Origin of the sequence: Methylobacterium sp. UNCCL125 (assembly GCF_900116795.1) — a bacterium.
GTDB lineage: Bacteria > Pseudomonadota > Alphaproteobacteria > Rhizobiales > Beijerinckiaceae > Methylobacterium > Methylobacterium fujisawaense.
On sequence record NZ_FPBW01000004.1, the window covers coordinates 320344 to 334674 of the forward strand.

Consider the following 14331-nt stretch of genomic DNA (forward strand, 5'->3'; position numbering starts at 1 on the left):
TTTTTAAAATTTATACACCAAGCTTCCCTTGGCAGCGTGGTCCTGGGCGCGTGCCCCAATCTGCCCGGTGTAGGACAGGCCGGCGCTCAGGCCCGGCGCGAGCATCAGCCCGAGCCCGACCTCGCTCACCAGCACGTCCCGGTCGAGCGGCAGACCCCGGCTCGCGAACCGCGCCCCGGTCCCCCGGAATGCCAGCGGCACACTCGGCGCCAAGTCGCCGAACGACCGCCGGTAGGCGATCATCCCATGCACGAACGCCAGAGCAGGAACGTCGCGGTCCAGCGGCGCTTGCATCCGCAAGCCCATGATGGCGCTCGGCACCGTGTGTTCCTGCCCGAAGCCGGTCAGCGTGGCCGCTCCGCCCCGCTCTGCGAACCGCTCGCGCGTGACCGACACCACCGTCCCGCCCGCAAACGGCTCCAGCTCAACCGCCGCGCTCAGGCCGATCCGATAGCCCGCCTCGCCGAAGCCCTGCACGCTATGCCCGCCCAGCCGCGCCGTGGCGCTGTCCGACAGCCCCGGGAACGCGACCACGCGCCGGAGCTGGGCCGGATCGTCCGCCGCCAGCGCCCCGAACCGCAGTATGGCCGATCCCGCCTCCAGGCTGCCGTAGACGCCACCGAACGTGCTCGTGAGCGCGCCGGCCTGGACCTGGGCCGGGCTGGCAAAGCCAGACTCCAGGCTGCCGCCGACCGCGCCCATGCGCAGGGCGCCAAGCGACGTGCCGACCCGCGCGTCCAGGCCCAGCAGGAAGCCGGCGCTGTGGCGAGACAGCCCGGCGGCGTTGCCATCCGCGCGCACGCGCCCGACGCTGCCGAGCCCCTGTCCCCACAGGCTCACGGCCGACTCCAACCCATCGCCCGGCCGCGCCCCCGGAGCCGCGTCCCAGCGCAGACGGTCGAGCACCGCCTCGCGCAGAAGGCCGGCATTGGCGAACACGGTCGTGGCGAGGGTGGCATGCCCGTCCCCCGAAAGCGCGCCGAACGCTGACTGCGCTCGAGGCGCCGAGAGCATCGCCACGGCGTCGTAGAGCGGCGAACCGACCGCGCCCGCCTGTGCGGCCGCAGCCGCCGCGCGCTGGTTGCGCGTCTGCGCCACCGCGGCGAAGTCGAGGTCGTTGCGCGCCAGCGTCAGCGTCACCGCGTCGGAGGCGTATCCCAGGAACGGGGTCAGGAAGGCGAAGTTGCTGCTCACCCCGGCAAACCGATCCTGCACGCCGGCCGCCGCGGTCAGGATGGTGTAGCGCGTACGCGGCGCATATTGGCCGGTGCCGGCAACCGCCTGGACGGTGGCGCCCGTCACCGTGGCGCTGCCGCCGACGTCGACCCGGTCGGCGCGGCCGTCCGCGGTGGCATCGACCCGGTAGAGCGCCCCCGGCGCCAGGACGAGGCTGCCGGCTACGCTGATCCGGCCCAGCGCTCCCGCGCCGATGCCCGGGGCGAGCGTCGCACCGGTGCTGAGGCTCAGGCTGCCAAACCGGGCCTCGCCGGTCAGCAGACTGCCTGGCCCGATCGCGAGGGTGGCGTTGGGCAGGGCTCCGGCGACGGCGAGTTCGCCGCCGAGCACGCGGACCGGCCCGGACAGGGTGCTGAGCCCCGACAGCGTCAGGGTGCCGGGCCCGACCTTGATCAGGCTGGTCTGCGTGGCGCCGTCGACGATCCGGCCGGCATAGAGGGTGGAGGCGCCGTCGCCGCCGACGGTGAGCTGACCGTTGCCGAGCACGGCCTCGGGCGTTGAGCCGGCCAGCGAGCCGACCGCGAGGTCGGTGCGGCCGAGGTCGAGGCTGCCGTCGTTGGTGAGCCGGGTGATGCCGGTGGTCGGTCCGGTGAGCGCGAACGTGGCGCCGGGGGCGTTGCTCACAGCGCCCGCGAGCACGCCCGAGGCCTGGACGATGCCGGTATTGGCCAGCCCACCCGTGAGGGTGCCGGAACTGATCAGGGTGCCGGCATTGGCGAAGGGCGCGGAGACCGTGGTGAAGGTGCCGGTGTTGACGAGCGTGGCGCCGGCGGCGTTGACGGCGTCGGCGGTGAAGCTGCCGGCGTTGACGAGGCGGCCGGTGTTGAGCAGGTCGTCGACGACGCTGGCATTCTGCGCCACGGTGAGCAGGCCGGCATTGGCGATGCCGCCGGCCAGGAATCGGCCGCCGTCGGCGACCGTGACGGTGCCGACGTTGGTGAGCAGCCCGCTGAGGCCGTAGGCGCCGGTGACCGCCAGGGTCGCGCCCGCGGCGTTGGCGAACGTGCTGTCGCTGGCCACCGCCCCGGTGACGGCGAGGGTGCCGGCCCCGTTGCGGATGGCGCCGTCGATCCGGCCGGCGGAGGCCGTGACGGTACCCGTGTTGATCAGCCCGCCCGCGATCGTGCCGGCAGTGGCGAGCATGCCGCTGTTCGACACGCCGCCCGCGATGGCGCCGCTGTTCTGGGTCCAGCCGGCATTGGCGAGGCCGCCGGAGATCACCCCGTTCGTCGCGAGGTTGCCGCTGTTCGACACACCGCCCGTGATGGTGCCGCTGTTGGCTGCCTGACCGGCATTGGCGAGGCCGCCGGAGATGATTCCGTCATTCGTGAGCGTGCCGGTGTTCGCGACCGCGCCGGTGATCGTCCCCCCATTCGTGAGGCTGCCGGCATTGCCGAGGCCGGCGGCCGCCGTGAGGCTCGCGGTCCGCGCGACCGCGACCGTACCGGCGTTGGTGAGCGGCCCGCTGAGGCTGTAGGCGCCGGTGACCGCGAGCGTTGCGCCTGCGGCGTTGGTGAAGGTGTTGTCGCCGGCCACCGCGCCGGTGACGGCGAGGGTGCCGGCCTCGTTGCGGATGGCGCCGTCGATCCGGCCGGCGCTGGCCGTGACGGTGCCGGTGTTGGTCAGCCCGCCCGCGATCGTACCGGAGGTGGCGAGCGTAGCGCTGTTCGACACGCCGCCCGTGACGGCGCCGCTGTTCTGGGTCCAGCCGGCATTGATGAGGCTGCCGGCGATGGTTCCGCTGGTCGTGAGCCAGCCGGTGTTTGCGACCCCTCCGGTGATCGTCCCGCCATTCGTGAGGCGGCCGGCATTGCCGAGGCCGGCGGACGCCGTGAGGCTGGCGGCCCGCGCGACCGCGACCGTGCCGGCGTTGGTGAGCGGCCCGGCGAGGCTGTAGGCGCCGGTGACCGCCAGCGTCGCACCGGCAGCGTTGGCGAAGGTTCCGTCGCTGGCCACAGTTCCGGTGACGGCGAGGGTCCCGGCGTCGTTGCGGATGGCGCCGTCGATCCGGCCGGCGCTGGCCAGCACCGTGCCGGTGTTGGTCAGCCCGCCCGCCACCGTGCCGGAGGTGGTCAGGCTGCCGATATTGGCGACGCCGCCTGTGATGGCGCCGCTATTGAACGCCGTGCCGGCATTGATGAGCCCGCCCGCCAGGGTTCCGGCGTTGACCAGGACGGTGTCGGGCCAGCTGACGAGTGGGGCGAGGAGACGGGCGGTCGCGGAGAGGTTGAGGGTGCCGGCCGCGATAGTGGTGCCGCCGGTGTAGGTGCTGGCGCCAATCAGCGTCAGGGTTCCGGTGCCGGCCTTGGTCAGTCCGCCGGTTCCGTCGAGGGTGCCGGCGAAGGTGGTGGAGGTGCCGTCCGCTCCGGCGGTGAGGCGGGCGTTGCCGAGCGCGACGCGGCCCTGTCCGGCGAGGGATCCGATGGTCTCGCTGTCGGCGAGCGCCAGGGTTGCGCCGGCCGCGATGGTGACGGCGCTGCGGTCGCCGATGGCCTGCCCGCCGCGGGCGAGCAAGGTGCCTTCCGCGAGGGTGGTGGCGCCCGTGTAGATGTTGGTGCCCGCCAGGGCGAGGGTCCCGGAGCCGAGCTTGGTCAGTCCGCCGGATCCGGAGAGGGACTGGGCGAGGGTGACGGTGTTGGCGGGATCGGCGATGTCGAGGCCGCCGCCGTTCCGGCTCCAGGTGATCGGGCGGGTCGTGGAGGAGAAGGCGGTTCCGGTGATCTGGAGGGTTCCGCCGTCGAAGGCGAGCGAACCGGTGGCGGCGCCGAGGTTGGCGTCGCGCGCCACCGAGAGGGTGCCGCCCGCGAGCACGACACCGCCCGAGAAGGTGTTCGTGCCGGAGAGCGTCAGCGTGCCCAGCCCGAGCTTGGACAAGGTCCCCGGACCGGACACGACGTTCGACACCGTCAGGGTCTGCGCCGGATCGACGACCAGACCCGAGACACCCTCCAGGGTGAAGGGACGCGTGGTCGTGAAGCTCGCCATCGCCTCCAGGGCGGCCCCGTCGCCGATCGTGACAGCCCCGTAGGCCTGGCCGAGATTCGCCTCCCGCGATACTGAAACGGTGCCCGCCAGGATCTGCGTGCCGCCCGTATAGGTGTTGTCGGCCCGAAGGCTCAATCGGCCCAGGCCCGTCTTGGACAGGCCGCCATTGCCGGACACGACCGCATCTTCCGTGAGCGTCGCACCGGCGAGCACCCCGAGGGTACCGCCGTCGCGCAGGATGACGGGCCGCCCGAGCGCGAAGCTCCGGGTGGCGATCAGCGCGCTCTTCTTCTCCAGCGTCACGCTGTTGCTGGGGTCGCCGAGCGCCTCGGTCTTGTCGACGGCAAGCCCGCCCTGCCAGACGGCGACCCCGCCGGTGAAGTCGCTCGTCCCGGTCAGGAGCTGAATGCCGGTCCCGTCCTTGATCAAGCCGCCATTGCCGGAGATGCGACCGTCGAAGTGCGGCGCCATGCTCGCGTCAGTGACGTCGAGCACCAGCGGCGCCATCTCGGTCGTCAGCAGATGGGCCTTGGTGGCGCGGCCATGGTCGTCGAGGTTCTTGAGGACGAACGGCAGGAGCGGCCCGTTATCGTCCGGCTGATCGTCGCCATAGCTTGTCGCGGGAGGATTGGGCGCCACGGCCCGATACTGCCGGAACGCATCGGAGCTCAGTTGCTGCTGGAGGGCTTGGCCGATCCTCAGCAGCGTCTGCTCCTGATAGGGATTGGCGTCGATGAGGATGTTCGCCGGCGCCCCACCCACCTGAAAGGGCACGTTGAGTTGGGGCGATGAGGAAGTCTGTTCCGTCGAGAAGGTAAATATGCCGAGGCCGTCGTTGGTGTCGTCGTCAGTGCCGAGAAAGCCGACCACCGCATCGACACCGAGTGCATTGCGGACATTCGACATCAGCGTCGTCGAGATCCGGATCCAATTCGCATAGGCGCGTTTGAATTCGTCGATGGAGGCGTAGGGGCCGACCTTATCTACGGCCAGACCAGCCAGGGCCATCTCGCCGCTATCGAGGTCCGGGTTCTTCTTGGCGAAGGCCACGAGGTCGTCGATCGTGCGGGCGAATACCTTCGGATCCACGTTCAGCCGCGAGAACTTGTCTCCGAGCAGCCGGACGAGAGCGCTCTTGTAATCGTCGGGCGATGAGACACGAGAGGCAAGGTAGCTCGAAATCGAAACGTAGGCATCGTAGAAGTAGAATGGTGAGGCCCCGGTGGTCGCGGCTTCGACCCACCTGGCCCCGTTGTCGAAGGATTGCCGAAAATCGCTCAGAACTGCGGCCCTGGCGGCCGGATCGGTCGGAATCTGCACGGATGAATCGGCAAGCTTCACGAACTGGACGAGATCGTCGTCCGACATCGCCAGGACCGCCGTCTTCACCGCCGCGTCGACGCTGGCGCGATCGAGCGACACGACGGCGGCGTGCGCGGCCGTCAGCATCCCGCCGACGAGGGAATTGAACTGCGCGGGCCGCTGAGGATCCTCGGTGGGCGTCGCGCTGTAGACGCCGACCTTCAGGCCGGTCAGGTCACCGGTCAGGCCGGCATTGTAGTCGGCAGGCCGGACGAAGTCCTTGCTGCGCGTGTCGGTCGTGTCGAGCTTGACCATCCCGTTGAGGGCGGCGGCGAGGTCGTGGACGCTGTTGCCCATCGGGCCGGCGGTGTCGATTTGCCGGGAATAGGGCGTGATGCCGGTCGTGCTGATCAGGCCCGCCGTCGGCTTGAGTGCGTAGAGACCTTGCTGCTGCGCTGGATAGATGATCGAGTCGGAGGTTTGCGATCCGACGGTAAGCGGCGCGAAGCGCATGGCAGCCGCGATGCTCGGCCCGCTGCTGGATCCGGCCACCGCGATCGACGGATCGACCGGGCTGATCGTCTGACCGCCCGTGCTGCTTTGATTGTTGCTCGTCAGCCCGGCCCACTGGCCCATATTGGCCTTGCCCAGGATAAGCAGGCCCTGCTCCCGCATCCCGGTCACCAGCGTCGCCTCGGCGGCCGGACGGGATCCGATCAGGGCGGCCGAGCCCGCAGTGGTGCGCAGATCGTCGGCGGTGCCGATATTCATCTTGAGCAGAACCGGTACGCCGAAGAGCGGCGGCAGCGTCCGGCCCTGGCGCTGCGCCTCCATCCGCTGCGCATCCGCTTGGTCGGCGAGCGTCAGGATATCCGGATTGATCTGCTCGACGGAGCGCAGGGCCGGGCCTGCATGGTCGAGTTGCTGGATCTTGTACAGGTACTGCAACACGATCTCGCGCGACGTCGTCTCGCCCCGTTGCAGCATGCCGCCGAGGTCCAAGGCTGTTCGCCCGGTGAGGTCGACGCCGCCGTAATCGGGCAGCGGATTGCTCGAGAGGGTTCGCGTCAGGGAGACGGGGTCCGGCGGCTTCGGCAGCGAGGCGTCCGTGAGCCCGAGCCGCCCCACGAGACCGACGATGTCGGCTTCCGTCGCGGCGCGCGGGTCGAAGGTCACCAGCGGCCGGGCGGAGACCGACAAGGTGGCGATCTCTGCGTCGGTCTTGGGCTGGCCGGCGCGGATATAGGCAGCGCGGACGACGTCACGCAGGGCGAGCTGATTCTGGGGATCGCTCGCCTGTGCGGAGGCCGGCACGGTCAGCCACAGGGCGCCCAGGAGGGTTCCGGAAACGCGCAGTCGCCCCCGTGACGCGGGCAGGCCAAGGAACATGGTCGATCTCCGGAGCTGTGATCTGGACAAGGGACTTCGACGGGCCGGGGCGCGGCATCCGGGCCGCGGACGGACTCACCCGGGCCTCTGCCCTCGGTGACGGCACCCGCGCGCCGACCGGCACGGCGCGCCGGCGGGCGTGCCGCGATGGAGTCGCCGGAAAGCCCCGGACACGCAGGGCCGCGATTTTATCGACCCTGCCGCCTTCGACGGGCGAGAATGGCCATTCGGCAAGCGGGATCGCGAGACCGGCGCCGGCACGGTGTCGATCGGCCGGACGGACTGGGACGAGGCGGACGGCCGGACCGCGACCGAGCTTTGCCTATGGGCACAGCGGGACCCGCGACCGGGCGTCCGGTGCGCGAGCGCCGTACGACGGATCGGCCTATGGCCGGTCACTTGGCTTCTCCGTTCGAACCGGCCGCCCCAGAGATTTGAAGGGCGGTCGTCGACGTTCTTCTCACGCAGGCGAAACAGGTCCGTGGATCATCGAAGTCGCGACACGGCGAGTCGGCGATAAAATCTGCGGCGCTCATGCCGATGAGATAGAAAATAACTTTCCGATCTTTCAAGTGCCGTCATTATAGACCGTATTATCTGTACATTTTTCCTCTATTGAAGGATGTGTAATTCGTCATCCCGGGGTTCTGCCGCCGGTCGATTGCGGCAGATCCCAGCATTTCCTGATTTTGGCATGATAATTGCTTGCCACCATTGTCGATCCATCGTGTGGACGGGGGCGCAAATCGCGTCGATCACGATCGTTTGGCCGGGCATGTAACCGAATTGCCACAATTCGGCCGGCACATCCCGCGTGCGTGAGCGTCCGCTTCTGCCGGCAAAGAGGGGGCACACGCCGCGAGGCCTCCGCGGACGGCGGCCGGCTTCAGCGGCGGCCAACCCAGGATGGGGTCGGACGAGGCGTCGGCCCCATCCGCGCAAACTGACCGGAGACCCTTCCGGGAACGCTGCCGTCGCGTCGAACTGCCGCCCATCTTGGCAGCAGGCGCCGCAGGCTAGAGCTCGGCCGGTCGTCGAGCGCGACGAGCGCGGCCTCCAACGGCGGGCCGAGAATACCCACCTTCCCACGGCACGTCCGGTCAAACCGCTCGGCCAGAGTCGCTCCGACATAGGATCGCCAGGCGTCGAAGGTGTGGCAGAAATACAGCGTACCGACCTGTTGATGTGACACTTCGATTTCGCCCTCGACGCAATTTCTGTGCCAATATGAAGAATGGTCGATGTAATCGATTAGCCGGCACTCGATTAGCACAGAATTCGCGAGGAAATCAACATTCTTCGGTTGCTTTTTATCTCGTCACTATGGCTTTTTCGAAATCCATTACCGCCAGTTGCGACCCAAACGAAGGTAGACTTAGATTTTACCCGCGCATGATAACGAGATTGAGATCAGATGACACCTGACGTCTGATCGAAAATCTTCCGTTGATGCGATATTTTGAATCGCGGGCGGATTAAATGTACAAGAAAATCGAATTTCCAGCGTTCTTCATCGAAAAGAGGCGTCTTCGGGATTCGGTTTTATCGGTCTCATGGGGCGCGAGCCTGGGCCTCGTGGCTCTGGGATGGTCCGGGCCGAACCTTTCCCTCGCGCAGAGCGCCGTCAGCACCGATCCGGCGTCGTGGCGCACGCCGGAATATCAGGCCGACTGGGGCCTGGGGGCGATGCGCGCCGCCGATGCCTATGCGGCCGGCTACACGGGTTTGGGCGTCACGGTCGGCGTGGTCGATTCGGGCATCTACACCGCCCACCCGGAATTCGCCGACGGCCGCGTGAAGCCGCTCACGATCACCGGCACCTTCGGATCGGACGGCTATTACTTCACGAATGGGTCCGGGGTGCCGGACGACCGGTCTCCGCAGCCGAGTTTCTTCGACAAGGGCGAGCCCTACACCGTTCCCGGCACCTACGATCCGGCCGTCAACGATCCGCACGGCACCCACGTGAGCGGGTCGATCGCGGCCTCCCGCAACGGCGTCGGCATGCACGGCGTGGCGTTCGACGCCAAACTCTACGTTGCGAACACGCACACGACGGATGAAGGCATCTACGGGGCGAACGCCGACTACGCGTACTTCAAGAACGCCTATGGCAGTCTCGCGGCCGCCGGCGCCCGGGCGATCAACTCGTCCTGGGGCAGCCCCCCGCCAACGGACAACTACAACACGCTCCCTGGCTTACGCCAAGCCTACACGAAATTCGACGGCCAGCTCGGCTATCTCGATGCCTTGTCGGATGTCGCCAAGCAGTACGGCATCATCCAAGTCTTCGCTGCGGGAAACACCGGCTGGGACAATCCGAACGTGCGCTCGTCCCTGCCGTCCTTCCGGCCGGATATCGAGAAGAACTGGCTCGCAATCGGCGCGGCCGGACGAGGCGCCAACGGAAGCACGGCCTCCGAGGATGTCATCCTCGTGTCATACTCGAACCGCGCCGGCGCCGCCAAATATTGGTTCGTCGTCGCTCCTGGCGACGAAATCAACAGTACGGCACCGATATACACGCGGAGCGCCGTCTGGAGTGCTCAAGACTGGAGTATCGATCCAAACAATCAGACCGGCTACACCACGATCGGCGGGACCTCGATGGCGGCGCCACACGCCACCGGTGCGCTGGCGGTCATCATGCAGCGCTATCCGTACATGTCCAACACGCAGACCCGCGACGTCCTGCTCACCACCGCCTATCACCGCAATGCCGTCGATGGCGTTCCCGACGCCAACCCCAATGCGCCCAACGCAGTCTGGGGCTGGGGCCTGATCGACCTCGACAAGGCCATGCGGGGGCCCGGCCAGTTCCTGGGGCCCGTCGCCGCGAACCTCCCCGCGGGCGTGAAGGACACATGGTCCAACGACATCTCCGAGGACGCGCTGATCCAGCGCAAACGGGAGAACGACGCCGAGGCGGCCACATGGGCGACCCGCAAGGCCACCCTCGCTTCCCGCCTTCAGCCCCCGGTCCTGACGGCCGGCCTGCCGGCAAGCCTGACTGCGCTGGACGGCGTCGTCAGCGCACTGCGCAACGGCAGCGAATCCGGGATCCTGAACGCTATCAAGGCCGCCAACAACGATCCCGTCGCTAACCAGGTCCTGGCGACGTTCGTCCGGTCCAACGGGTATGACAACGTCTGGCCCCTCACGAACCCGGCCTACGCCTCTGCCCGCAACGACATGGGCAACCTCCTGAGCGGCTATCTCTCGGGGCTGACGAGCGCCGATTACGACAGCACCATCGCTCAGATCGTCCGCGATTGGCAGAACGAGTCTCGGTTCGAGCCCATACGGATCGCCTCTTTCGCCGAAATCCCCACCCAGGGCAGCCTGATCAAGCTCGGGGATGGGACGCTGACGCTGAGCGGCACGAACACCTTCTCGGGCGGCGTCGTCCTGGCGGGCGGCACCCTCTCGGTCTCGCGCGACGTCAACCTCGGCGCCGCCACCGGTGCCCTCGCCTTCGACGGCGGAACCCTCCAGATCACCGGAACCGCCTTCACCTCCACCACCCGCCCGATCACCTGGGGCCGGAACGGCGGCGGCCTCGACATCGCCGATCCCGCCAACACCGTCACCCTCGCACAGGCCCTCTCCGGACCCGGCGGCCTCACCAAGGCCGGCCCCGGAACCCTCACCCTGGCGGGCACCAACACCTACACGGGCGCCACCAGCATCGCGGCCGGCACCCTGCTCGCCCGCGGCGGGCAGGCCATCGGCGACCTCAGCCGCGTCACCATCGCGCCCGGCGCGACCCTGGCGCTCGCCGACAGCGAGACCGTTGGATCCCTCGCCGGACAGGGGCGCGTCGCGCTCGGCACCGCCCGCCTCACCGCCGGCGGGGACGGCACCTCCACCACCTTCGCCGGCACCCTCCACGGAACCGGCGGCCTGACCAAGGCCGGCGCCGGAACCCTCACGCTGACCGGCGCCAGCACCTACACCGGCGGCACCACCATCGCGGCCGGCACCCTCAGCGCGATTAACGCCGCGGCGCTGGGCACCGGAGCGGCGACGGTCGCGGCGGCCGGGACCCTCGACGTGAACGACGTCACCCTCGCCAACACCCTGACGCTGACGGGCACCGGTGTGGGCGGCGTCGGCGCACTCACCGGCACCGGCACGGCCGGCGTCTCGGGGGCGATCACGCTAGCCGGCAATGCCACGCTCGGTGGCCGCGGCACCCTGACTCTCTCCGGCACCATCGACAACGGCGGCAACGGCTACGGTTTGTCGAAGGTCGGCACCGGCACCGCGATCCTCACGGCCGCCAACACCTATACGGGCACCACCACGATTTCTGGCGGCAGGCTAGCCCTGGCCGGGGCCGGTTCGATCAGCGCCTCCAGCGGCGTGGCGCTCGCCACGGGCGGCACCTTCGACATCGCCGGCCTGACCGGGACCAGCGCCACCATCGCCGGCCTCCTCGACACAGCCCCCGGCCAAGCCGGCACCGTGACCCTCGGCGCCAGCACGCTCACGATCGCCAACGCCAGCACCAGCTTCGGCGGTAGCATCACCGGCATCGGCGGCCTGACCCTTACGGCAGGCACCCAGACGCTGACCGGGACCAGCATCTACACCGGCCGTACCACGATCACCGGCGGTATGCTGTCGCTGGCCGGGGCTGGCTCGATCGCCGCCTCCAGCGGCGTGGCGCTGGCCACCGGCGCCAGCTTCGACATCTCTGGCCTGACCGGGACGGGCACCATGATCGCCGGCCTGGCCGACACGGCTGTCGGCCAGGCCGGCACCGTCACGCTCGGCACCAAGACGCTGACCGTGGCAGATGCCGGTGGCAGCTTCAGCGGTACGATCACCGGCACCGGCGGCCTGAGCCTGACCGGCGGCCGGCAGATCCTGACTGGGCACAGCACCTACACGGGTACCACCACAGTGGCGGACGCCACGCTGGAGATTGACGGCGTGCTCAGCGCCTCCGAGGTGACGGTCCGGCGCGGGGGCACGCTGTCGGGCACGGGTAAGATCGGCGACCCTCTGATCGAGGCCGGCGGCCGGCTCGCCCCGGGCAGTGCCGCGGCGATCGGCACCCTGACGATCCACGGCCCGCTGACCTTCGCGCCGGGCGCGTTCTACACGGTTCGGATCACGCCCACGTCCAACGACCGCACCGACGTGACCGGGCCGGTGACGATCCAGGGCGGCAATGTGCAGGTGCTGGCGGGTTCGGGCACCTACACACCGGTCCTGCGCTACACGCTGCTCACCGCGAGCGGCGGCATCACTGGCACGTTCACCAGCCTGCGGACCACGAGCAACCTCGCCTTCCTGACGCCGTCGCTGACCTACGAGGCCCACGGCATCACCCTCGGCTTCGCTCAGACGGCGCCACTCACCAGCGCGGCAACCACTCCGAACCAGGCCACAATCGCGGGTGCCCTCAACGGCACCGGGCCGACCGTCACCAGCACGCCGGTCACGGGCGGCAGCGCACCCCCCGCCGTGACGACGAGCGTCTCAGCCACGGGTACGGTCACCACCGCGGTGAGCGCCGGCGCCGGCACGACCACGGTGGTCTCGACCCCAGCCGCGCAGGTGACCACCGCGCTCCTGAACCAGACAGCCTGCGGCGCCGTGCAGGCGCTCAACAGCCTGTCGGGCGAAATCCAGGGCTCCGCCGTCTCCGTGCAGGCGCAGACCGCCCTCGCCGCGCAGGGCACCCTGCTCGAGCACCTGCGCTTCGGCGCTGGTCCGGCCGGCAGTTCCGGCCTGACTGGCGCCGCCGGCCAGCGCTTCGCCCCCGGCACCACCCTGCCGGCCGGCTACGCCGCCCTTACCCCGGACGAGCCTGCCACCGGCCTCGTGCCGGTGCGGCCGCTCGCGCCGCGCTACGGCGTCTGGGGGCAAGCCTTCGGGGTGTTCGGTTCGAGCGACGCCACCCGCAACACCGCTCGCCTCACCCGGGAGACTGGCGGCTTCCTACTCGGCGCCGAGGCCGGCCCGGGCGTGCTCGGCGACGGGCTGGGCGCCGACCTCGACGGCTGGCGCGTCGGCGTGGCGGGCGGCTCGGGCGTCACGCAGTTCGACATAAGCGCGCGCCAGTCGTCGGGTCGGATCGAGGGCAGCTTTGGCGGCGCCTATGCCAGCGGAGTGCTCGGACCCGTGCAGGTTCGCCTCGGCGCGCTGTATGGCCGGGACGCCCTCGACACCCGCCGGACCGTGCTGTTCCCGGGCTTCTCGCAGGCGGTCAGCGGCCGGGCGGGCGGCAGCACACTGCAGGGCTTCGGCGAGGTCGGCTACCGGATCGGCGGGGTGGAGCGCTCTGTCGAGCCATTCGTGGGGGTGGCCGCGCTGCGCCTGCGCCGGGACGGCTTCACCGAGACCGGGGGCTCGGCGGCACTGGCGGCGTTCGGGCGGACCGACCTCATCGAGACGGCCACAGCGGGCCTCCAGGCGCGGGCGGTTGTGGCGGACCTGTTCGGGGGCGCCGGCCCGCTGCTGGCGCAGGGTCTGATCGGCTACCGGCGTGCGTTCGGGGACGTGGCGCCGGCCGCTCTCCTGGCGTTCCGGGGCAGCTCGGCCTTCCGGACGGCCGGCGCGCCGCTGGCCCCGGACGCAGCCATGGTGACCGCAGGCCTCGACTGGGCGGTGGCGCCGGGAACAGTGATGGGATTGAGCTATGACGGTCAGATCGGGGCGCGGACGTGCGATCACGCCGTCAAGGGCAGCTTCTCGTACCGCTGGTAAGCGGGGTTAGAGCTGTTACGGACTGTTGCGAAGTCGGCGGCCCTGGATAGAAGCAGGACGCTGAAGGCGACGAGGTGCAATCCGGCCAAGGTGGCAGGTAGACGCTCGTAGTCGCTGGCCAAGCGGCGGAAGCGGGCCATCCAGGCGAAGGCGCGCTCGACGACCCATCTGCGTGGCAGCAGGACGAAGCCGCGCTTGGACTCGGATAGCTTCACGACCTCCAGGGCGATGTCGTGATCGGCTGCCGCCCTCGCCGCACGCTCGCCGATATAGCCCTGATCGACGTAGGCGAGATCCACGCTGTCACCGGTCGCCTCCTGCACGGCGTCGGCCAGCGCCGCTACATCAGCGCGGTCATCGGCATTGGCGGGCGTGCCGTGCACGCCATAGCGCACGACGTAGCGCAGCCCGTTGAACACTTCCCGCAGGCTGTGCTCGCGCTGGGTGGCGGTCTCGGGGAGCAGCGGCAGATAAGGAGCGACCAAGGCCCATTCTTCATCGCTGACATCGGACGGGTAGGCGCGGCGGGACTGCATCCCCCAGAAACTGGCGCAGCCGCAGGTCCGTAACAGCCTATAGGCCGTGCCAGTGTCACGGTGCGTGCCGCCGGACGTTCTGGCTGCCTATCCGGCCATCCGATACCGCATACATCAGATATCGGCCAACCTTATACCATCCGCAGGCAGTTTATGTCTGACT

General features: G+C 69.4%; 3 protein-coding genes. 1 reads left to right on the forward strand and 2 read right to left on the reverse strand.

Annotated elements, in window-relative coordinates:
* Positions 1-3: 3 nt before the first annotated feature.
* Positions 4-6912 carry an amidase family protein gene (locus BM396_RS05275; protein WP_091994707.1) on the reverse strand — a complete coding sequence of 2303 codons (6909 nt, stop codon included), beginning with the start codon at positions 6910-6912 and terminating at the stop codon, positions 4-6.
* A gap of 1575 nt (positions 6913-8487) precedes the next feature.
* Between BM396_RS05275 and BM396_RS33625 the strand changes: the two genes are divergently transcribed.
* Positions 8488-13632, forward strand: a complete 5145-nt coding sequence (locus BM396_RS33625; RefSeq protein WP_170867469.1) for a S8 family serine peptidase — start codon at positions 8488-8490, stop codon at positions 13630-13632.
* Here BM396_RS33625 and BM396_RS05285 read toward each other — a convergent pair.
* Entirely contained in the window at positions 13596-14168 is a 573-nt protein-coding gene (locus BM396_RS05285; protein ID WP_051976277.1) for a transposase, read from the reverse strand. The genes BM396_RS33625 and BM396_RS05285 overlap by 37 nt on opposite strands.
* Positions 14169-14331: the final 163 nt, after the last annotated feature.